The sequence below is a fragment of the Pseudofrankia asymbiotica genome (assembly GCF_001983105.1).
Taxonomy (GTDB): Bacteria; Actinomycetota; Actinomycetes; order Frankiales; family Frankiaceae; genus Pseudofrankia; species Pseudofrankia asymbiotica.
The window spans coordinates 23574-45425 of sequence record NZ_MOMC01000044.1; the positions used below are offsets into that span (position 1 = coordinate 23574).

General features: G+C 73.6%; 18 protein-coding genes and 1 tRNA gene. 16 read left to right on the forward strand and 3 right to left on the reverse strand.

The genetic code is table 11. The features are described 5' to 3' along the window. Nucleotides 1-125: 125 nt before the first annotated feature. From BL253_RS21380 to BL253_RS21400, 4 genes are all read left to right on the forward strand, one after another. On the forward strand, nucleotides 126-1142 hold the full coding sequence (locus BL253_RS21380) for an ABC transporter ATP-binding protein (RefSeq protein ID WP_076818915.1): 1017 nt from the start codon (nucleotides 126-128) through the stop codon (nucleotides 1140-1142). After that, nucleotides 1142-1888 (forward strand): ABC transporter permease, encoded by a 747-nt coding sequence (locus BL253_RS21385; protein ID WP_081438534.1) that lies wholly within the window; start codon nucleotides 1142-1144, stop codon nucleotides 1886-1888. The genes BL253_RS21380 and BL253_RS21385 overlap by 1 nt, the downstream gene beginning before the upstream one ends. A gap of 352 nt (nucleotides 1889-2240) precedes the next feature. Next, nucleotides 2241-3833: a sensor histidine kinase gene (locus tag BL253_RS21395; protein WP_081438535.1), complete on the forward strand. Its 1593-nt coding sequence runs from the start codon at nucleotides 2241-2243 to the stop codon at nucleotides 3831-3833. After that, nucleotides 3826-4521, forward strand: coding sequence for a response regulator (locus BL253_RS21400; RefSeq protein WP_076818917.1), 696 nt, complete (start codon nucleotides 3826-3828; stop codon nucleotides 4519-4521). The genes BL253_RS21395 and BL253_RS21400 overlap by 8 nt, the downstream gene beginning before the upstream one ends. An 87-nt stretch (nucleotides 4522-4608) precedes the next feature. Here the strand turns inward: BL253_RS21400 and BL253_RS42970 are convergent, their stop codons facing one another. Further along, complete coding sequence (locus tag BL253_RS42970) at nucleotides 4609-4749, reverse strand: hypothetical protein (RefSeq protein ID WP_198946343.1); 141 nt, start codon at nucleotides 4747-4749, stop codon at nucleotides 4609-4611. A 509-nt stretch (nucleotides 4750-5258) separates the two neighbouring features. Between BL253_RS42970 and BL253_RS21405 the strand changes: the two genes are divergently transcribed. The 3 genes from BL253_RS21405 (at nucleotide 5259) to BL253_RS21415 (ending at nucleotide 6555) form a co-directional block, all read left to right on the forward strand. Further along, the gene (locus tag BL253_RS21405) at nucleotides 5259-5723 is read left to right on the forward strand and encodes an SRPBCC domain-containing protein (RefSeq protein WP_076818918.1); all 465 of its coding nucleotides are present in this window, start codon (nucleotides 5259-5261) and stop codon (nucleotides 5721-5723) included. Continuing rightward, complete coding sequence (locus BL253_RS21410) at nucleotides 5720-6052, forward strand: ArsR/SmtB family transcription factor (protein WP_076818919.1); 333 nt, start codon at nucleotides 5720-5722, stop codon at nucleotides 6050-6052. Before BL253_RS21405 ends, BL253_RS21410 begins: the two co-directional genes overlap by 4 nt. Nucleotides 6053-6114: 62 nt before the next feature. Further along, the gene (locus BL253_RS21415) at nucleotides 6115-6555 is read left to right on the forward strand and encodes an SRPBCC family protein (protein WP_076818920.1); all 441 of its coding nucleotides are present in this window, start codon (nucleotides 6115-6117) and stop codon (nucleotides 6553-6555) included. Between the two features lie 1188 nt (nucleotides 6556-7743). Here BL253_RS21415 and BL253_RS21425 read toward each other — a convergent pair. Then, nucleotides 7744-8019 carry a hypothetical protein gene (locus BL253_RS21425; RefSeq protein ID WP_131831537.1) on the reverse strand — a complete coding sequence of 92 codons (276 nt, stop codon included), beginning with the start codon at nucleotides 8017-8019 and terminating at the stop codon, nucleotides 7744-7746. Between the two features lie 159 nt (nucleotides 8020-8178). On the opposite strand from BL253_RS21425, the gene BL253_RS42375 reads away from it, so the two are divergent. Beyond that, nucleotides 8179-8328, forward strand: a complete 150-nt coding sequence (locus BL253_RS42375; RefSeq protein ID WP_158230389.1) for a hypothetical protein — start codon at nucleotides 8179-8181, stop codon at nucleotides 8326-8328. Nucleotides 8329-8420: 92 nt separating this feature from the next. Here BL253_RS42375 and BL253_RS21430 read toward each other — a convergent pair. After that, a tRNA-Ser gene (locus BL253_RS21430) sits at nucleotides 8421-8510 on the reverse strand. A 156-nt stretch (nucleotides 8511-8666) separates the two neighbouring features. Between BL253_RS21430 and BL253_RS21435 the strand changes: the two genes are divergently transcribed. The 8 genes from BL253_RS21435 (at nucleotide 8667) to BL253_RS21470 (ending at nucleotide 21806) form a co-directional block, all read left to right on the forward strand. Then, entirely contained in the window at nucleotides 8667-13802 is a 5136-nt protein-coding gene (locus BL253_RS21435; RefSeq protein WP_081438536.1) for an FtsK/SpoIIIE domain-containing protein, read from the forward strand. Then, a complete protein-coding gene (locus BL253_RS21440; RefSeq protein ID WP_076818923.1) occupies nucleotides 13799-14068 on the forward strand; it encodes a pyrophosphorylase in 270 nt (89 codons plus the stop codon). Before BL253_RS21435 ends, BL253_RS21440 begins: the two co-directional genes overlap by 4 nt. Nucleotides 14069-14136: 68 nt before the next feature. Next, the gene (locus BL253_RS21445; protein ID WP_076818924.1) at nucleotides 14137-14421 is read left to right on the forward strand and encodes a hypothetical protein; all 285 of its coding nucleotides are present in this window, start codon (nucleotides 14137-14139) and stop codon (nucleotides 14419-14421) included. A 386-nt stretch (nucleotides 14422-14807) separates the two neighbouring features. Continuing rightward, a complete protein-coding gene (locus BL253_RS21450; protein WP_131831538.1) occupies nucleotides 14808-17666 on the forward strand; it encodes an AfsR/SARP family transcriptional regulator in 2859 nt (952 codons plus the stop codon). Between the two features lie 168 nt (nucleotides 17667-17834). Continuing rightward, nucleotides 17835-19364 (forward strand): acyl-CoA synthetase, encoded by a 1530-nt coding sequence (locus BL253_RS21455; protein ID WP_096336056.1) that lies wholly within the window; start codon nucleotides 17835-17837, stop codon nucleotides 19362-19364. Nucleotides 19365-19707: 343 nt separating this feature from the next. Further along, nucleotides 19708-20544, forward strand: coding sequence for an SAM-dependent methyltransferase (locus BL253_RS21460; protein WP_076818980.1), 837 nt, complete (start codon nucleotides 19708-19710; stop codon nucleotides 20542-20544). Between the two features lie 140 nt (nucleotides 20545-20684). After that, nucleotides 20685-21410 carry an SRPBCC family protein gene (locus tag BL253_RS21465; RefSeq protein WP_076818926.1) on the forward strand — a complete coding sequence of 242 codons (726 nt, stop codon included), beginning with the start codon at nucleotides 20685-20687 and terminating at the stop codon, nucleotides 21408-21410. Then, nucleotides 21411-21806, forward strand: coding sequence for an ArsR/SmtB family transcription factor (locus BL253_RS21470; RefSeq protein WP_076818927.1), 396 nt, complete (start codon nucleotides 21411-21413; stop codon nucleotides 21804-21806). Nucleotides 21807-21852: the final 46 nt, after the last annotated feature.

Consider the following 21852-nt stretch of genomic DNA (forward strand, 5'->3'; position numbering starts at 1 on the left):
GCGAAACACTGGCCGGCACGGCGTATGCCATCGACCAATTGGCTGATGGACGCATCAGCCGGCCCGCGGCAGGGATGGCCGGATGGTTGATCCACAACGAGGGCCGGCGGCGGCAGGGTTGAGCCATGGCTGGTTCAGGCTCCACCACGATCGAGGTCGCTGGCCTCGAGAAGCGCTACGGCGACCGCGAGGTACTGCGCGGGGTGTCGTTCAGCGTGCGACAGGGTGAGATCTTCGGCGTCCTCGGCCCCAACGGCGCCGGCAAGACCACGACCGTCGAGATCATCGAGGGACTGCGCGGGCAGGACCAGGGCACGGTCCGCGTCCTCGGGCTGGACCCGTGGGCGGACCGGCAGGCGCTCACGGCCCAGCTGGGCGTCCAGCTGCAGGAGAGCGAGCTGCCCGCTCGGATGACCGTCGACGAGGCGCTGGCCCTGCAGGCCGCGTTCTACGACGCCCCGGTCGACACCGCCGCGCTGCGCGACGAGCTCGGCCTCACCGAGGTACGCCGGACCCGCTTCGGCAAGCTGTCCGGCGGGCAGCGCCAACGCCTCTCGCTCGCGCTGGCGCTGGTCGGCGACCCGCGGGTCGCCGTGCTCGACGAGCTGACCACGGGCGTCGACCCGCACGGCCGGCGCGACGTCTGGGACCTCGTCGAACGGGTTCGCGACCGCGGCGTGACGATCCTGCTCGTCACCCATCTCCTGGAGGAGGCCGAGCGGCTCTGCGACCGGGTCGCCGTGCTCGACGCCGGCCGGATCGTCGCCCTCGACACCCCGGCCGGGCTGGTCCGCGCCGCCAAGGGCGCGTCGACGATCCGGTTCAGGCCCTCCGTACCGATCGACGACTCCCTCCTCACCGCCATTCCCGAGGTCGCCTCGGTGACCCACGCCGGGCCGACCGTCCGGGTGACCGGCACGGGCGAGCTGGTGCACGCCGTGGTCGCCGTGCTCGCCCGCCACCAGGTCGTCGCCCAGGACCTGCGCATCGAGCAGGCCACGCTGGACGACGCCTACCTCTCGCTGACCAGCTCGCCGGCCCCCGAACCGAGGGGCGCCGGTGAGAGCGCGGGCGAGAGCGCGCCCCAGACCAAGGCATCGGCCAAGGGAAGCACCGCCGGCCGCGCGACGAGGAGGTCCTGATGTCCCGGAAGATGCTCGGAGCGCTGGTGCGCAGCGAGGCACGGCTGGCGCTGCGCGACCCTGGCACGACGCTGTTCGCCGTCGGCCTGCCCGTCGTTCTCGTGGTGATCCTCGGCTGTGTCCCGTCCTTCCGCGAGCACAGCGCCGACCTCGGCGGAGCACGGGTCATCGACCTCTATCTGCCGATCACGATCGTCATGGTCGTCGCGCTGCTGGGGCTGAGCCTGGCGCCGGGGGCCCTCGCCAGGTACCGGGAGAAGGGCGTCCTCAAGCGCCTGGCGACCACGCCGGCGAGCCCCGCGTTGCTGCTGGCCGCGCAGGGCGCCGTGATCGCGGGTCTCGCGGTCCTCGTCGCGGCGCTGCTCCACGTGGTCGGCGCCGCCGCGTTCCACGTGCCCACGCCGGAACAGCCCGTCGGCTACGTGCTGGCGCTCCTGCTGACGATCGCGACCCTCATCGCGCTCGGCCTGTTCATCGCGGCCGTCGCGCCAAGCGCCGGGGTCGCGAACGGCATCGGCGTCGGGGCGTTCTACCCGCTGATGTTCTTCGCCGGGCTGTGGGTGCCCCGGGAGGCGATGCCGGACGCGCTCGTGCACATCGGTGACGCGACCCCCCTCGGAGCCGCGGTGGGCGGGTTGCAGGACTCCATGTCCGGGTCGTGGCCCAGCCTGTCGCATGTGGGGGTGATGGTCGCCTACATCGTCCTGTGCAGCCTCGGCGCGGCCCGTTGGTTCCGCTGGACATAAGGAATCGGGACGCTGGACGCGCCCGATTCCGTCGGGCGCCTGGGCGCCCTCCCCGCCTGGTTTCGGGGCTGGCGTGCTCGGACGGGGTTGGCCTGGTTCGGGGTCGGTGGGGTGGTTACGTTGGCGCTGCGCCAATGCGCCGTCACCAGGCCACACCAGGTACAGACGTTCGAGGTCGGTCCGGTGGTTACGTTGGCGCTGCGCCAACGCGCCGTCACCAGGCCGTGCCAGGTACCGATGTTCGAGGTCGGTCCGGTGGTTACGTTGGCGCTGCGCCAATGCGCCGTCACCAGGCCGCGCCAGGTAGAGACCAGGTAGACGATCTGGAGCGAGTTCGGGAAAGGGGKGTCGCATGGCCGAGCCGTCTGGTCTGTCGGCCGAATCGGTGACACCCGGCGCGTCCAGCGTCGCGGCCGAACCGGCGGCGTCCCGCGCGTCTGGCGTCGGGGTCGCGGCCGAGTCGACGGTGCCTGACGTGACGGGCTCACCGGCTGGGCAGGACCTTCCAGACGGGGCCGGCGACGCCGCGTCGCTGACGAGCGCGGATGTCGTCGTCGAAGCCTGGGAGCGGCGGGAGCTGCTTGCCTACCGCATCATCCCGTATATCGGCCTTGGTATCTCGGTCCTGCTGTCCGCCCTGGTGCCGAGCGATGACCGCTGGTCACAGATCGCGGTGGAAATCGGGCTCTCCATGGTCGCCGCGGGCTGGATGGTGTGGTTCCGCGTCCTGCATCCGACCTGGGCCGGCCGGCGGCGGCTGATGACCGGCTACCTGGTCATCCTGTTGGCGCTGATCGCAACCCTGGTCATCCTCGCGCCTTGGTACGGCTTCTTCGCCTTCACCGGCTACCTGGAGTCCACCGCGCTGCTGACCGGGTGGCGGCGCATGCTCGGCGCGGTCGTCACCGCGATGATCGTCGCGACGTCGCAGGTCGGTGGGGTGCCGACGTCCTGGGGCTACCTGCTGCTCTACGTGGTCGTCTTCGGCTTCAACGTCGGCGTCGCCGGCACCCTGACCTGGTTCGACGCCATCTCGACCGAGCAGCGGGCCGCTCGCGGACGCGCGATCACCCAGCTCGGCGAGGCCAACCGGCGGTTGCAGGCCGCGCTGACCGAGAACGCCGGCCTGCACGCCCAGCTCGTGGTACAGGCCCGGGAGGCCGGCACCCTGGACGAACGGGCCCGCCTCGCCCGGGAGATCCACGACACGCTGGCGCAGGGCCTGGCCGGGATCATCACCCAGCTACAGGCAGCCGAGCAGGCGGGCACGCATGGACATCATCTGTCGACCGCGCTGCGGCTCGCCCGGGAAAGCCTGACCGAGGCCCGTCGGTCGGTGCGGGCGCTGCGCCCCGCCGAGCTCGCCGAGGCGGCGCTGCCCGACGCGCTGGCCGACGTCGCGGCCCGGTGGACGCAGGCGAACGGAGTGCCGGTCGAGGTGTCGGCCACTGGGCCGGTCGTCGTCCTGCACCCGGAGGTGGAGGCGACGGTGCTGCGGGTCGCCCAGGAGTCGCTGGCCAACGTCGCCAGGCACGCGAGCGCGACCCGGGTGGGGCTGACGCTGTCCTACATGTCCGACGTGGTGACGGTCGACATCCGCGACGACGGCGTCGGCTTCGACACCGACCAGGTTGCCGGCCCCGGCCGAGCCGGGGGCGACGGGGACACGCGCGGCGGCGGGTTCGGGCTGGCGGCGATGCGCCAGCGGGTCGCCCGGCTCGCCGGCGGCCTCAGCGTCGAGTCGGAACCGGGCGCGGGTACCGCGGTTTCCGCCGCGCTCCCGGCGATCCCGGCGCCGCGTGGCGACGCCGGGACGAGGGCCGACGCCGAGGCGACGGACGACACCGGGGCGACGGTGGCCAGGACAAGGGAAACGGAAATGAGGGGGATGAAGGGGACGGATCGGCCGATGGCCGGGACACCTGCGTGGGCCGTCGATGCCTGAGGCGTCCGCTCCTGGCCCTGACCAGGAGAGACAGGCCGACCATCCGGTACGGGTGCTGCTCGTCGACGACCACCCGGTGGTGCGCGACGGGCTGCGCGGCATGTTCGCCGCCGCCCCGTCGATCGAGGTCGTCGGCGAGGCCGGCGACGGCGCCGCCGCCGTCCGGCTCGCCGGGGCGCTGCGACCGGACGTGGTGCTCATGGATCTGCGGATGCCCGGGCTCGACGGGGTCGGCGCGATCACCGCGCTGCGCGCCGGCGGCAGCGACGCCCGGGTGCTGGTACTGACGACGTACGACACGGACAGCGACGTCGTCCCGGCGATCGAGGCGGGCGCCACCGGCTATCTCCTCAAGGACGCGCCCCGCGACGACCTGATCCGCGCGGTGCGCTCGGCCGCCCGCGGTGAGGCGGTGCTCTCGCCGTCGGTCGCGACCAGGCTGCTCGGCCAGATGCGGGCGGCCCCGGCCCCGACGCGCGACCCGCTGAGCGCCCGGGAGCTGGAGATCCTGGGGATCGTGGCCCGCGGCGCCACCAACCGGGACGTCGCCCGGCGGCTGTTCATCAGCGAGGCGACGGTGAAGACCCACCTGCTGCACATCTACGCCAAGCTGGACGTGAACGACCGAGCCGCCGCCGTTGCCGAGGCGTTCGGCAGGGGCCTGCTGCCCACCCGCCGTGCCGACTGACCGCCGAGACCATCGGCGAGCGGCCGGACGGCCGGACGGCCGGACGAACGCGCGGGCCAGGGCGCCGTCGCGGCACCTGGCGCGGAGCTAGCGACGCCTGAGTCCCTGCACCATCTTGGCCACGGTGCAGAAGTACTGGCGGTGGATCTCCAGCAGCTGGGCGGCCTCGGCGCGTGTGGCAACCCGGTCGGACTTGGTCTTGCAGCCGGGGCAGACATAGTGAGCCATGACGGGGATCCTCCTCCGGAAGTTCTGACCCAGGGGATTGCTGTGTTCCCTGGTGAGTCGCCCACTATTCCTCAGGTAGGGGCAGACTTCAGGCAAGTCACCGAAAGCGCCCATGTGCGGACGGGATGCAACGCATCCAGGTTAGTCCGGGGACGGCGCAGGTGCCGGGAGTGTCGGCCGGATGGCAGGCGCCACCGCCGGAAGATCGGGATCCTCCCGGCCCGTCCGGGCGCGCCTGACGAGCGGGACCCGGGCCGGTCGGCGACACCGACGGCGCCCCGCCCCTGCCGGTTCCAGCGGTTCCAGCGTCGCCTCCGCCGTGGCCGTGTCGCCTCCGCCGTGGCCGTGTCATCTCAGCCGTAGCCGTGTCATCGCCGCCGCGGCTCTGCCATCGCCGCCGAGGTCGCGCGGCACCGAGCGTCTCCACATCAAGCAACCGATGGTTGCGCTTCCCTGGAAGCGGCGATAACCTGACTAGCAACCAATGGTTGCGATAGTCGGGAGATCTCATGGAGTACGCCAGCATCGAGCGCGAGATCCACGTCGATGCCCCGCCCGAGGTGGTGTTCGAGGTGATCAGTCAGCCCGAGCACGTCCGGGAGTGGTGGTACGCCGAGTCCGATGTCCAGCCGACCGCCGGCGCATCGGGAGAACTGGCGTGGGCTGACGGCGACAACCCGCGAGCCCAGGTCGTCCCCATGACCGTGGTGGTCGCCGAGCCGCCGCGGCTGTTCACCTTCCGCTGGACKCATCCGGCGGGAGAGACAGCGGTCGACGGCAACTCGCTGCTGGTGACCTTCGAGCTCGTTCCGTCCGGCTCGGGCACGCTGCTCCGGCTCACCGAGACCGGATTCCGCGAGCAGGGCTGGGAGATCGCGACGCTGGAGCACCAGTACAACGATCACGTCGCCGGCTGGGACACCTACGTGCCCCGCATCGGGGCATGCGCCGAACGCCTGGTCTCGGCGCGATGACGGTCACGATCAACGACGACCTGTGGTCGGCGATCGGGGATCCGACCCGCAGGCGTCTGGTCGACCTGCTGCTCGCCACCGGCGCCGGGACCGCCACGTCGCTGAGCGAACAGCTGCCGGTGACCCGGCAGGCGGTGGCCAAGCACCTCGGCGTCCTCGACCGCGTCGGCCTGGTTCACGCGACGCCGTCCGGGCGCGAGAAGCGCTACCAGGTCGACGAGGCCCAGCTCGCGCGCGCCGTGGCACAGCTGAACGCCGTCGGCGACGCCTGGGACGCCCGGCTGCGGCGGATCAAGCGGATCGCCGAAGCCATCCAGAAGAGCACCTGAACGCACCTCGGCCGCGGCAGCGGACGGGTGGAGCCGGCGGAGAAGGACAAGAGGAGGCAACGATGGTGGACATTCTGCATCGCGTCGGGATCACGGCATCGCGCGAAGCGGTGTTCCGTGCGCTGACGACGGTGGAAGGCCTGGCGGGCTGGTGGACCGACGACACACGCGGAGACGGCGAGGCCGGCGATGTGCTCAAGTTCCAGTTCCTGCCGGGCGGCTTCGACATGAAGGTGCTGGAGACCCAGCCGGCCGAGCGCGTGCTCTGGGAAGTGATCGACGGCCCGGAGGACTGGATCGGCACCCAGGTCAGCTGGGATCTGCGGACCTCGGGCGACTACACGATCATCATGTTCGCGCACCGGGGCTGGCGTGAGCCCGTGGAGTTCATGCACCACTGCAGCACCAAGTGGGCGACGTACCTGATGAGCCTGAAGTCGCTCGTGGAGACCGGCACCGGTGCCCCGTCACCCCGCGACGTGCAGATCAGCGACTGGCACTGACCGGGGACCGGGGCATGGACGCCTAAAAGAAATCCAGGGCTCCCGCGCTGTGTAGCGCGGGAGCCCTGGTTGGAACGGGCGACGCGGGCGGCGTTACGCGGGCGGCCTCGACTCTGTCGACCGGGGCCCGACGGGTGTCTGCCTGGCGGGTCACTTCCAGTCGGGCGGGCGCAACCCGAGTGCGCAGCCGTCGGTAGGCAGCGCGGGGCAGGTTCCCGCGCAGTCCGGCCATACGCAACGGGTACGCGGCTTGGCGGGCGTACGGGTGAACAAGCGGCGAAGCAGGCGGAGCAAGGCAGCCACGAAACGCCTCCCATCAGCGGATGTATGGATTCCCCATGAGCCGCCGGTAGCGGCGCCGTGCACGTGGTCTCTTCTGGCCTCGGCCCGCATCGGCAGGTGCCGAGCGCCCTGGGCGGAGCGGTTCCGTCGCCTGGTCGGCAGGCGACGTCGCGGCCAGCCACGTCGGGGTGCGGGTCGATCAGGCTCCCGCCGGCTTCTGGATCACCGCCGGGCGGACGGTGTCGGCGCGGCGATCACTGTCGGGGCGACGTCCGCCGGCCGGTAGGCGCCGCTGCGAGCGCGGCGTGAGTGCGGCTGGGGCCRCCCGCGTCAGACAGAGGCCGCCGTCACCGGGTCGCCGCCTGCGCTGGAATGGAATGCGAGCGCATGGGCCGCCCGGGCGGCCACAAGGGAGCGGATCCGGTACATCGACATTCCCTTCACAGCAAGATCATCTGAGGTGCGCGAACAGCGACGATCCCGTCACCGAACAGATCACCGACACCGACATTAGCCCCGTGACCTGCCGATCCTCTGTCGCGTTCCCGACCGGCGGCGAGGCGCCCACGGCCACGAGGGCCAAGACCTGCGGTTCGAGAAGGGCCAGCGCGGAAGAACCAGCGGAGGCGGGGGCCATACGCCTCGCCACGTTCGTGCCGCACCGGTACAGGACCAGGACCGCGACGCCGGCAATGCCCCAGCGACCGACAGTCGGTGCCCGGCAGTCCGCGACCGACGGTCCGCGACCGACGGTCCGCGACCGACGGTCCGCGACCGGCAGTGTCGGTGCGGCACCAGGACATCGACAGGGGGCTCCGGGCTGAGCTCCGCCCGAGACACACCAGCCCCTCGATGATCGCCGCGTGTGCCCTCGCAGCTGGGAGGACGGACGCTCGCCGCTTCGGCTCAGCTGGCGGTCGGCACGGGCTCGACTTCGGTGACCGTGGTTGCGATCTTCCAATGCCGGCCTCGACGCCACGGGCCAGTGCGCTTCAAGCCGTTCTCGGCGAGCAGCATGTCGGCGGCCCGCTCGAGCTGCCCAAGGTCGGCCTCATGGTCCGGTCTGTCGAGCCGGAGGACGCCGGTGTTGCCGATGCTCTCGCCATCGTCATGGCGGTGGCGGCTGATCCGGACCTCGCCGGTGTCATAGTCGGCCTGGGCGCGTAGATCCACTTCTGTCAACGGGACTCCTTGGGCGGGCTGGGCCAGCGCCGTGCCGCGATTCAGACCAGGCTGCCGTCGGTCTGCTCGCCTCAACCCAGGCCCGGCTGACCTTCATCCACGTGCAGCCCGAGCGAACGCAACCAAGGGGCAGCGCCGCCGCGGCTGGATGGCGACGCCGTGGCACTGACGAACATCCCGGCCCGGTTCGAGCGCAACAGGACCATTCCCGGGCCGTCGACGTCGGAGGAGATCGCGATGCTCGCGAAGACGACCACCTGCGACCACCTGAGCGAACTCGCCGCGGCGAGCACTGCGACGGGTGGCTGAGCCAATCAGAGGATCTCAGGAACGACGCAGGGGCCCGATCTGAAGATCCGCTACTGGCGAGCGGGTCCCTGGTCAGGCCCCTGATCTGGGAGCGGAGGCTCGGGGATTTGAACCCCGGATGGGCTGTAGACCCAAACCGCATTAGCAGTGCGGCGCCATAGACCGGACTAGGCGAAGCCTCCCAGCGTGCTGGCCAATCATAGCGGTTGGACCGAGGGGTGTGGCGRCCGACCGGGCGGCGAACGCCATCGCCCGAGTCGGGTCTGTCAAGTGGCCGCGCGTTGGCGGGATGCCCGGCCTGGTGGGGTTCGCGGTGTTCTGGACGTACCTTGCGCGGCATGCGAGTAGTACTGACCGTCGTTGATCCGGTCCGTGGGGTCAGCAGGGACGTCATGCTGGAGGCGGACGAGGAGACACCTGTCCGGGAGGTGGGGCGGGCGCTCGCCGGCCGCGTCCGCGGCGGGGCGGGCGGCGTCGAGGTGTTCGTCGGCGGGTGCGCGGTGGACGGGCGGCTTGGCCTGTGGGAGTCGCCGCTGGTCGACGGCGCGGTGGTCAGCCTGGGGTCGGCGGCGGGGTGCCCCGCGGTGGGCGAGCCCGTCGGGCTGGTGGAAGCTCGGGTCGTCGGCGGGCCGGGAGCCGGTGTGGTGCATCGGCTCGGGCCGGGCGAGTTCCTGATCGGCACCGGACCGGACTGCGCCGTGACGCTCGACGACCCGACGGTCGCGGGCGTGGCGATGATGCTCGTCGTCGGAGCGGATGGGTCGTGCGCGGTGCTCCCGGCGGGGGTGGGCGACGAGTTCGACGAGGTTCTCCTCGACGGGGAGCCGTTGCCCGCGGCCGGGCGGCTGCTGCCGCTGCCGCTCGTCGCCGAGCACGCCGAGCACGACGAGTCCGGCCTCGGCGGCCGCGTGGCCGGCGGCAGCGACAGTCACAGCCACAGCGACGACGGCCCCCCCTATGGGGACGGCCGCTATGGGGACGGCGCCGCCCAGGGCCGCGCCGCGAACCTGGGCGGCGGTCGCGACGGCGGCACGCCGCTCCGGCCCGCGCCGATGTTGGCGGTGGGGGCGGTGCTGTTGACCGTGGTGGTCGCGAGGCCGCCGGATCTGGCGACCCGGCCGGCCGCGGACGGGCACCGGCTCGACGTGAACCGGCCGCCCCGGCTGTCATCGCCGCGGCCCGACGTCCGTTTCCGGCTGCCGTCCATACCCGCGCGGCCCGAGCGCCGCCCGGTACCGATCCTTGGGGCACTGCTGCCAGCGGCGGGCGCGGGCGCGATGGCGTTCGCCCTGCACATCTACTACCTGCTGCTGCTCGCGCTGCTGGCGCCGCTGGGACTGGTCGCCTCGCATCTGAGCGGCGGCCGGCGAGCCCGCCGGGAGTACCGCCGCGGCCTGGCCGAGTACCGGCGCCAGCTCGCCGGTACGGAGGGCGAGATCCAGGCGGCGCTGGTCCGGGAGTGCGCCGCGCGCCGCGCCAGCGCGCCGGACCCCGCCGAGGTGCTGCTCACGGCGGTCGGGCCGAGGCGGCGGCTGTGGGAACGGCGCCGTGGCGATCCGGACTACCTGCGCCTGCGGCTCGGCACCGCCGACCTGCCGAGCGAGCTGACGGTCGAGGATCCCGCCGAGCAGCGCCCGCACGGCGGGCACCGGCCATGGGAATGGAGCCGGACCGTGCCGGACGTCCCGGTCACGGTGGCGCTCGCGGAGCGCGGTGTGCTCGGCGTCGCCGGCCGCGGCGAGCTGCCGCGGGTGATCGGCTGCTGGCTGCTGGCCCAGGCAGCCGTCCTGCACAGCCCCCTGGACCTGGTCGTCTACCTGCTGACCTGGCCGGACGCGGACGGCACAGCGGACTGGGACTGGACACGCTGGCTGCCTCATACCCGCCCGCCGGCTGAGGCGGGCGACCAGGACGCCGCCGCCGTCGTCAGGGTCGGCCTGGACGACGCCAGCAGGGTGCGCCGGATCGAGGAGCTGACCCAGCTGGTCGCCGCGAGGACCGCGAGCCGGGGCGGCAGCTTCGTTGCCCCCTCTTCCCGCGGCGGCGCCCCCGCCGGCCTGCCGGGGCGCTCGGTCGCCCTCCCCGGGGAGCCGGACGTGCTCGTGATCCTCGACGGGGCACGCGCGCTGCGGGCACTGYCCGGAGTGGTGTCGGTGCTACGCGACGGCCCGGCCGTCGGCGTGTACTCGATCTGCCTGGACCGTGACGTCCGGCTACTGCCCGCCGAATGCCAGGCGGTGGTGGAGGAGGCCCCCGGTGGGCTGCGGGTCAGCCAGGCGGGCGAGGCCGCGGCCGTCGACGACGTCCGGCCCGACCTCGTAGCGACCGCGGCGGCGCTGGACCCGTCCGGCCAGGCGCTCGGCGAGACGGTCTCCGTGCGCGGCGCGGCGGCCTGGTGTGAACGGGTGGCTCGTGGGCTCGCGGCGCTGCGCGACGTCGGTGGCGGCCGGCGGGAGGAGTCGACGCTGCCCACCGCGGCGCGGCTGCTCGACGTCCTGGGCCTCGATCCCCCGACGGCGGCGGCCCTCGCCGCCCGCTGGGCGACCGGACTCGGCGGGGACACCTCGTTCACGGTCGGCGTCGGCCTGAGTGGGGCGTTCACGCTGGATCTGCGGCGAGATGGGCCACACGGGCTGATCGCCGGCACGACCGGTTCGGGAAAGTCGGAGCTGCTGCAGTCGATCGTCGCGTCGCTGGCCGTGGCGAACCGGCCGGACGCGCTCACCTTCGTGCTCRTCGACTACAAGGGCGGAAGCGCCTTCGCGGACTGCGTTGACCTTCCCCACTGCGTGGGCCTCGTGACCGATCTGGACAGCCATCTGGTCGAGCGGGCGCTCGCCTCGCTGAACGCCGAGCTGCGGCGTCGCGAGCGCGTACTCGCCGACGCCAGCGCGAAGGACCTCGAGGAGTACGAACGCCTCGCCGGTCTTTCTCGCCTGGGTGCCTCCGATGCCGCCGGCCGGCTGCCACGACTGTCACCGCGGCCACTGCCAGCACTGCCAGCGGTGCCGCAGCTCCCAGCACTGCCACCGCTACCGCCGCTGCCACGGCTGGTGATCGTGATCGATGAGTTCGCCTCGCTGGCGAGGGAGCTGCCGGAGTTCGTCGCCGGGTTGGTGAACATCGCGCAGCGCGGCCGGTCACTCGGCATCCACCTGCTGCTCGCTACCCAACGGCCCGCCGGTGCGGTCTCGCCGGAGATCAGGGCGAACACCAACCTGCGGATCGGGCTGCGGATGACCGACGCCGGCGAGAGCGCCGACGTTCTCGATGCCCCAGACGCCGCGTGGATCGCCCGCTCGACGCCGGGGCGGGCGCTCGCGCGTCTCGGGCACGCGTCGCTGGTGACGTTCCAGGCGGGCCGGGTCGGCGGCCGATCGCCGTCGCCCGGCCTGGCGACGGATGGAGGCAGAAGTGGGTGCGGGGTCGCGCGGAGGCCGTGGGTGGTCGAGCTGCCCTGGGCCGTGCTGGGCATGCCGCCTCCCCGCCGGCCGGCGCAGGTCGCGGACGACGACGCCGTCAGCGACCTGCGGCTGCTCGTCGGCGCGGTGCGCGCCGCGGCCGAGCTGACCGGTGTGCCCCGGCAACCTGGCCCCTGGCTGCCGCCGGTGCCATCGCTCGTCACGTTGGGCGGCCTGCTCGCCGGCTCGGCACGCTCGCCGGCCGCCCGCGGCGCGCCAGGCGCTCACGCGCGGCTGGCCCCGATCCCGATAGGGCTGTCGGACTTCCCGGACGACCAGGACCAGCGTCCCTACCTGATCGACCTGGACAGGTACGGCCACCTGCTGGTCGTCGGGTCGGCGAGATCCGGCCGGTCGACCGTGCTGCGGACGTTCGCGGGCGCGCTGGCGGCCACCGTACCGTCGCGCGACGCGCACCTGTTCGGCCTCGACTGCGGTAACAACGCGCTGCTGGCGCTCACCGCGCTGCCGCACACCGGGGCCGTGGTCAGCGCGGACGCGCCCGAGCGGGTGGAGCGGCTGTTCGACCGGCTGCGCGCGGAGGTCGCCGCCCGGCAGGAGGCCTTCGCCGGGCGCGGATACGCGGACCTCGGCGAGCAGCGGGCGGCCGAGCCGGCCGCCGCGCTGCCCTACCTGGTGCTGTTGCTCGACAGGTTCGAGGGTTTCCTCGCCGCCTTCGAGAACCTCGACGGGGGACGGTTCGTCGACGAACTGTCGCGGCTGCTGCGCGAAGGCCCGGCGGTCGGCCTGCGGGTGGTCGTCAGCGCCGACCGCCGCGGCCTGACCGGCCGGATCGCGTCCGCGATCGAGAACCGGCTGGTGCTGCGTCTCGCCGACCGGGGCGACTATCCGCTGGCTGGCCTCGCGGGCTCGGCCGTGCCGGACGGGCTGCCGCCGGGACGCGGGTTCCGGCTCGGCGACGCCGACGAGAACGCCGCGGTCGAGACCCAGGTCGCGCTGCTCACCCCGGACCCGTCCGGCCAGGCGCAGGTCGCCGCGCTCGCCGGTATCGGCGTGTGGGCCGCGGCGCGGGATGGCGTGCCGCCCGGCCCGGCGACCGGCCCGCGCACCGACCAGCGCCGGCCGATGCGGATCGATGCCCTGCCGCCACGGATCACCCTGGCTGAAGCGGCGGCGCTCACGGGATCGCTGTGCCCGACGCCGGGCACGGTGGTGGGCACGACAGGGGGCACGGCGGGGGCGGCATCGCTGGCACCGCTGACGCCGCTGCGGGGCCTGATCGGTGTGGGTGGCGACGAGCTGGGCCCGCTGATCGTGGACCTGGCCGAGGACGGCCCCGGCTTCACGATCGCCGGGCCCGCGCGATCCGGGCGCAGCACCGCTCTGGTCACCCTGGCGACGACCCTGCTCGCCGGCGGAACCCGGCTGGTCCTGGTCACGCCGCGGCCCTCGCCGCTGCGCGGGCTGGCCGGGGCGCGCGGCGTGCTCGGCCCCCCGCTGGACGCCGCCGCCGACGCCGGTGACCTGGCCCGGCTGCCGCGGCATGTCGGCCGGGACGACGACGAACCGACGGTCGTGCTGGTCGACGACGCGGAGCTGCTCGCCGACACGCCACTGGCCGCCGGGCTCGCCGACTTCCTGCGCCGGGCGCGCGACACCCGGTCCGCGCTGGTCGCGGCCGGGACGACCGACGATCTGCTCGGCCAGTTCCGCGGGTTCCTGGTCGACGTGCGCCGCTCCGGGTGCGGCCTGCTGCTCTGGCCCGGCGGACCGGCGGACGGCGAGCTGTTCGGCCGGCGGCTCTCCCGCTCGGTCGCCGGTGCCCGTCCCCCGGGGCGGGGGCTGTATATCCGGCGCGGCATGCCGGCACCGGTCCCAGCCCAGGTCCCGGTCCCGGTCACGTCCGGCGAGGTCCAGATCGGGGGGTCTCACCCCCGAATCACAGGCCCGCCTAGATCACCTAGGCTCGCCCCGCTGCCCGCCCCGGACGTCGACCAAGGCGCGGACAGCCGGACCCCCTTTCCCCGCGACGGCGAAGGAGCCGACCCATGAGAACGGTGACGACCCCGGCGGCGCAGGCCGCGGCCCGCGGCCTCGGCGGCGAGCTGCACGGCCTCGCCGCGATCACGACCGACCTGAGCCGCCACGGCGGCACGCTGGCTGACTCGAGGAACTGGGAAGGCCCCAAAGCCCAGACCTTTCGCGCTCAGGTGTGGCCGGAGGTGGAGACCACCCTGACGAACCTGCGGACCAACCTCGACGAGCTCGCCAGATCCATCGCCGAGATCAACCGCCGGATCGCCGACGCGGGCGCCTGAGCCCACGCGCGCAGGCCCTCCTCGACGCCATCCTCGCCTCCGGCCTCTCGACACCCAAGGAGATACGCATGTCCGCCTCGGATGGGACCGTCCGGAGCACGCCGGAGGCCGTCGCCGCGGTCGCCGGGCTCGGTGCCCTCGTCAACGGGCCACTGCTGAGGAGTTTCGACGACCTGCGCCGGCACGCGGGTGTGCTCACCGACCCGGACTGCTGGGACGGCCGCACGGCCACCGAGTTCCGCTCGACTATCTGGCCGGCATACGAGCGCGCGCTCGCTGACCTGCACACCCAGCTCGGCCGGCTGCGCACCCGGCTCGGCGAGATTCAGGACGACATCCAGAGCGCCGGCTAGGCCTCCCCCACCGGATGCGCCTCCGCGCCGATCTCGCCGATCAGYCGGATAGAGGTTCGACTCACGTCGACACGTCCGGCCGGCGGCACCAAAACAACCAAACCCACCCCGGAGACGTGCGGACATCACGGAAGGTCGGAGTGAAAGGGCCAACTACTCGGTTTTCGGATGGGACAGGCGACAACACCTCTTGTCGGCACGCACAACAACGACGCAAAGTGATCAGACGGCGGGAAGGAGGGTCGCGGGTGGCCTTCGGGGGTGTGGGCAGGCGAAGGAACGGCCGGCGTGCCCGGCCGACCGGGCCGGGGGTGCCAGGCCGGTGGCCCGGCGGTGGGGAGGCGCCGAGCCGTCCGGAACCGCCGCCGGTCGACGACGCCGAACCCGTGACGCGCCGAGCGGAGCCGCGGCGCGGGCCGGGTGGGCGGTCGCTGCTCGCCGCCGGCCTGCTGGCCGCGCTGGCCAGGCGGCGCATGTCGACGCTGGCCGCCCGGCACCGTTCGGTCCGCGAGGCGCTGCGGCTGGCCGCCGACGTGGACGCCGCGAATTTCCTCGACCGCGCGACCCGGCTGCTGTCCGCGGGACTGGCCGCCGAGGGCAGACCGCTGCCGCCGGTGTTCGCGGCGACGCTCACCGACAACGCGCTGATCCTGCACCTCGCGCCGGCGCCGCTTGACCCACCGCCAGCACCGTGGTGGAAGGGCGGCGCGCCCGGCACATGGCGGATCGAGCGTCCCCCCGAGACGCCCGGCGCGCTGCCGGCCGGTGCCGACGAGACGATCCCGCCCGCGGTCCCGGCGCCCTTCCCCGGCCTCGCGACCGTCGGGCACAACGGGAACGGCGCGAGGATCCTCGTCGACATCGAGGGCGCGCCAGGCGTGATCGCGATCGGCGGTGACCAGGCGCGCGGCCGGGAGATCGCGATGTCGATCGCCGTCGAGCTGGCCACCAACCGGTGGTCCGACGACCTGCGGATTCACCTGATCGGGTTCCCGGACGACCCGCCGGCGGTCGCGCCGGACCGGCTGCGCACGGTCGCGACCGTCGGCGAGGCGCTGGCCGAGCTCGCGGCTCACGAGGAGCGGCGGGCCCACGCGACGGGCGTGCCCTGGGATGGCTCGGACGCGACGGCCGTGCTGCACGGCCGGCGGGAGGCGAGGACGCAGGCGCTGTGGGCGCCGGACCTGCTGGTGCTGGCCAGCCCGCCGGACGAGGCCGACACCGCCCGGCTGGCACGGTTCGCGCGCGGGCGTGGCCAGGCCGTCGGCGTGGTCGTCGTCGGCGACATGGCGGCGGCCCGCTGGGTCTTCACCGCCAGCCAGGACGGCCGGCTCGCGCTGGGCGTCCTCGGCATCGAGGTCACGGCGCAGCTTCTGCCCGTCGCGCAGCACGCCGCACTCGTCGACCTGTTCCGTTCCCTGGACGACGACTCCCCACACAGCGGCTCCCAGGACGACAACCCCCAGGACAGCGATTCTCAGAACGGCGGCGCACCCGGCGGCCCGTCGACCACGGCCGGCGAGGACGGTTCGTTCCCGCCACCGACCGTGGGCCGGCAGGACGACGAGGAGGACCGCGCCGGTCCGGGCCGTCCGGGCGGTCAGACACCCCTCGCCGCCGGGCCGGCCACCGCCGCCAGGCCCGTCATCCCCGGTAGCGGCCCGCGGACCATGCCTGACACGTTCATCCCCCCGGAACCGTTCCTGCCGACACTGCCCGCCGCGAGCCCACCCGCCGGTCCGTCGGCGTTGCCTGTGGCGGCGGCCGATCCCGGCACGACCGTCCCCTCCCGGACCGGCGGGCCACCGCCCCGCCTGGTTGATCCCCGTGTTCCCCCTGATCCGCGTGTTCTGCCGGGACCGGGCCCGGCGATGGTGCGCGAGCCGGCCGTGACAGCTCCTGGTCCAGCGACAGCCGCGCCATCCGGTGCCAGCCAGCCACCGCCGCGCCCGACTGGTCCGCCTGCCCAACCCGGCCCGGATCGCCCACCGCCCCCGGCGCCGGGCGCAACCGGTCCGACCGATACCGACCCGCACTCGACTACCAACCCGCGCTCGACCACCGACCCGCGCTCGACGTCGCCCGACGCGCCGCGCACGCTGCCGAGGACGGGCGGCCCCACCACTCCCCCGCCCACGGGACTTCCCGACGCTCCGCCGGCCAGACGGCCGCTGTCGATCCTGGTCCCGACGGTGCGTCATCGCACACCCCCGCCCCCGGACGACACGCCTGCGCGCGACGCGCCCCCGCCAGGGCTCGGGCGGCGGCACCGAGTGGCCGGGCCTCCCGGCCCCGGGACACATCCCTCCCCGACGGGGCCGGTCTCGCCCCTCCATCTCCCCTACGCGTCCGCCACGCCACCCGCCGAGCTCGCCGACCCGAGGGAGGCGGAGATCCGAGTGCTCGGCCGGCCCACGGTCTATGCGCCGGGACCGGTGGCGCGCGACCAGGTCGAGCCGTTGACAGAGCTTCTCGTCTATCTGGCCCTGCACCCGGACGGCGCACATCCGCGGGCACTCGCGGCGGCGCTGCGGCCGGACAGCGCCAGGAGCGCGGCCTCAGGCGGGGCCGCTCCCGACGTCGTCACCGCGGCCTCCCTCGGCCACGCCAGAGACTGGCTCGGGACGGGCCCATCCGGGCACCCCCGACTGATCATCAGCGAGGACGGGCGGCTGCGTCTCGGCCGGGACGTCCGCTGTGACTGGTGGGCGTTCGCCGCCCACGCTCATCGCGCGGGCCAGCCGCCGAGCGCCGCCTCGGGCGGCGCGGGCATCGCCACGGTCGGGAGCGGGGCCGAAGCGGAGCTGGCGGCCGCGCTGGGCCTGGTCACCGGGCCGCTCCTGGCGGATCTCCCGGCTGGCAGGTACGGCTGGCTGCGCTCGACCGGGCTTGAGGCCGGCCTGCGCGCCGCCGTCGTCGACGTCGCCCACCGCCTGGCCGAGCGCAGCCTGCACGCGGGCGACACCGCGACCGCGATGGCCGCGTGCCGAACCGGGCTTCGCGCCGTCCCCGCCGCCGAGCCGCTCTGGCGGGACCTGCTGCGCACGGTCGCCGCCCGCGGCGACCGCCGCACCCTCGAGGCCGTCGCCGCCGAGATGTACCGGGCACTGCCCGCCGTGACGGCGCCGCGGCCTGGCGTCAGCCTGCCGCGTGGGCGCCGCCCGCAGAACCGTCCAGCCGAGCCCGAGACGAACGCCCTGCTCAAGGCCCTCCTGCCCGGCTACCGCCACCGCGACCGCCGCTGAGCCCGAGCCGACCAGCCCAAGCCGGCCAGTCCAAGCCGACCGGGGGGGCGCGGGCACCTCGGCATCCGGGCACGATGACAGTGCACGATGGATTCCGCCCGCCGCGAGCCCTCGCGACTCGCGCCGGCGGCGGACTGAAACTCGAACTGGAATGGGAAGAGGTACCGCGTGAACATTCACCAGTTGCTTGGTACCGCGGACGACGTCGCGGCGACCGGGGGGCTGGCCGACCGAACGGCGGTGCGGATCGCGGGCGAGGCGCTGCCGCGCGGGGAGCTCTGGGCCGCCGCGGCGGCCGTCGCCGACGAGGTCTCCGGGGCCAGGGTCGTGGCGGTGCCAGGATCGGCGAGCCTGCCCACGGTCGTCGGGATGGTCGGCTGCCTGCTCGGCGGCGTCACGGTGGTGCCGGTGCCAGCCGACGCCGGCCCGCGGGAGCGCGCGCACATCCTCACGGACTCCAAAGCCGAGCTGTGGCTCGGCGAGCCGCCCGCCGAGGACGGCGCGGCGGGTGGCAACGGCCGCGGGCTGCCGGTGGTGCCGATCGACCCCGCCCGCCGATCCGCCAGCACATTCCCGGAGCCGGATCCCGCCACGGCCGCGATGGTCATGTACACATCCGGTACGACCGGGGCGCCCAAGGGGGTCGTGACGTCCAGGCGGGCGATCGCCGCCTGCCTGGACGCGCTCACGGACGCCTGGGCATGGACGCCCGACGACGTGCTCGTCCACGGGCTGCCGCTGTTCCACATACACGGACTGGTGCTCGGGGTTCTCGGCGCGCTGCGAGTCGGCAGCCCGCTGGTTCACACCCGCCGGCCACGCCCCGCCGACTACGCGGCGGCCGCCGAGCGGCACGGTGGAAGCCTCTACTTCGGCGTGCCGACGGTCTGGTCACGGGTCTGCGACGACCCGGCGGCCGCGGCGACGCTCGGCCGGGCCCGGCTGCTGGTCTCCGGAAGCGCGCCCCTGCCGGTCCCGGTGGCGCGGCGGCTGCACGAGCTCACCGGGCTCGTACCCGTCGAACGCTATGGGATGACCGAAAGCCTGATCACGGTGGCGGTTCGCGCCGACGGCGAGCGCCGGCCCGGCTGGGTCGGCCTGCCGCTGCCCACCGTGGCGACCCGCCTGGCATCGATCCCCGATGCCACCGACGTCGCGGGCAGCGCCCACGGCGCCGCCGCGCCGCTCGGCCCGCCTGGCGGTGGGGACGTCGCCGACGTGCCGCGTGACGGCGAGTCCGTCGGCGAGCTGCAGGTCCGCGGCGCGACCCTGTTCGACGGCTACCTGGGCCTCGCGGAGGCGACCGCGGCCAGCTGGACGCCCGACGGCTGGTTCCGGACCGGCGACGCCGCGGTCATCGACCCCGACGGCTGGCACCGGATCGTCGGCCGGACCTCCGTCGACCTCATCAAGAGCGGCGGGTACCGGATCGGGGCCGGCGAGGTCGAGGCGGCGCTGCTCGCGCATCCCGCGATCACCGAGGCGGCCGTCGTCGGCGTCGCGGACGCCGACCTGGGCCAGCGGATCGTCGCCTACGTCGTCGGCGACGGCACGGCACCGGTCGACCCGGACGCCGTGTCCACGTTCGTCGCCGAACAGCTCTCGGTCCACAAGCGCCCCCGCGAGGTCCGCGTCGTCGACGGCCTCCCCCGCAACGCCATGGGCAAGGTCCAGAAGAAGCTCCTCGCCAGCTCCTGACGCCGAATCCCGGCTCACCACCGACCACCGCCGCCGCCACCGACCACCGCCGCCGACCACCGCCGCCGCCACCGACCACCGCCGCCGACCGCCGGCGCCGGCGCCGGTGGTCGGCGAGACGACTACTCGACTCCGGCCGTCGACCGGGCGGCTATAACACGGTCACCAACGCAGCCTTACAGGCAGTGAAATCAGTTAGTGAAATCTTCACGCATCGTAACTTATAGAACGAATTCAGTCGCCAGCGCCTTTATAGCGGGCGCTGGTGCCGCTAAGGTGCGACGAGCACCTACCCAGCGAAACCGCCGGAACCACCGGCGCCGATCCGAACTGGTGGCGCGCGATGTCAGGTTGGAACTTCACGTCGGCGGCTCCCGAGCCGCAGCCGCCCCCCGAAGCCTTCGCCATCCAGACGGACCGACCCACCCCCGCGCGGATATACGACTATCTGCTCGGCGGCAAGGACAACTTCGAGGTCGACCGTCAGGCGGTCGCCACGATCACCACCGCGATCGGCCAGACGGCGGCGGTCGATGTCCCCAGGGAGAACCGGCGGTTCCTGCAACGCGGGACCCRCTGGCTCGCGAACGCCGGGATCGACCAGTTCCTCGATATCGGCACTGGCCTGCCGACCGCCGGAAACGTGCACGAGGTGGCCCAGACGGTCAACCCGCTGGCCCGGGTGGTCTACGTGGACTACGACCCCATCGTGCTCGCGCACGGCCGCGCGCTGCTGGCCCACGACAACTCGACGACCATCATCACCGCGGACGCACGCGACCCAGAAACGATCATCACTCATCCGGACACCGCCACGCTTCTGGACTTCTCCCGGCCCGTCGGTGTCCTCATGGCCGCCGTGCTCCATTTCGTGCGGGACGACGAGAACCCGGCGGGCATCGTCGCGAAGATCATGGGTGCGGTCCCGGCGGGCTCATACCTCCTGCTCTCGCACATGACGTCGGACGGCCCGCCGGCCGGCGCCGTCGCCAGGACGGCGGCGGTCATGAAGGCCGCGACGTCGCCCATGCTCTTCCGCCCGCGCGCCACCATCGAGAGCTACTTCGCCGGGCTGGAGCTCGTCGAGCCGGGCATCGTCCGGCCCTGGCAATGGCATCCCGCGGGCGACGACAGCCCTCAGACCGACTGGCTGCTGGCCGGTGTGGCCCGAAAGCCCTGACCGACCCAGACGCGGYCCCCTGACCAGTCCCTCGCGCGGTCAAAGCGGGGCAGGGCGGGGTCGAGTCGGCCGGTGCGGCGCGCCGGGGCCCGTTCCACCCATCCGGCCAATAGATAAGTAGCGACTTATATAGTCGAGCCATGAACACCATCGATCCCGTCGCCACCGCCGGACTGGTCGCCCGTGAGGTCCGCAGTGGTTCCCGGAATGGAACACCAACGAAGATCGCCGTGGCCCGCCGGACGTATCGCACCGACCAGGCCGATCTCTGGGACGCCGTGACCAACATCGACCGCATTCCCCGCTGGTTCCTGCCTGTCAGCGGCGAGCTGGCGCTGGGCGGCCGCTACCAGCTCGAGGGAAACGCCGGCGGCATCGTCGAGCGCTGCGACGAGCCCGCGTCGTTCGCCGTGACCTGGGAGTTCGGCGGCACGGTGTCGTGGCTGAACGTCACTCTCACACCGGCCGGAGGCGGCACCGTTCTCGAGCTGGTTCACGAGTCGCCCGTCGACCCCGACTTCTGGAAGCAGTTCGGTCCCGGCGCCGTCGGAGTCGGCTGGGACCTGGGCCTGATGGGCCTCGGCCTGTACCTCGACACCGGGGTGCCGGTCGACCCGGCCGAGGCCGCGGCCTTCACCGTCTCGCCGGACGGTGTCGAGTTCGTGCGGCACTCGGCCGCGGGCTGGGCCGACGCCGCGGTCAGCGACGGCGACGAGCCGGGAGCGGCGCACGAGGCCGCCGCGCGCACCGCGACCTTCTACACCGTCGTCCCCGACGACGCCGCTCCCAAGGATGCCGCTCCCAAGGAGACCGCCGCCACGGACGCCACGCCGGAGACAGGCGAAACCGAGAGCGCCGGGAGCTAGGTGGACGGCGTCTTCGAGGCGCTCGGCGAACCGGCCCGCCGGCAGATCCTCGAGCTCCTCGCCACCGGCGAGCAGCCCGTGGGGACGATCGTCGCCGCGCTGCGAGCGCGGGCGCCGATCTCGCAGCCCGCCGTCTCGCAGCACCTCAAGGTGCTGCGCGCGGCCGGGCTGGTGACCGTGCGCGCCGAGGGCACCCACAGGTACTACGCCCTCGACCAGGCCGGCCTCGACGCCGCGCGAGACTGGCTGGCCGCCCTGCTCGCCGACCCGCTGGCGCCGTTCGCCCAGCCGCTCGACGCCCTCGCCACCGAGGTCGCCCGCGGCCGCCGAGGCCACCAGGCCGGCCCCGCCAGCGAGACGGAGGCATCAGAGCGGCACCGCGGTCGGTCCGCCTGAGGCACGTTCCTCAGGACGAGAGGCGCCGCGCGATCCTGGCAGCCGC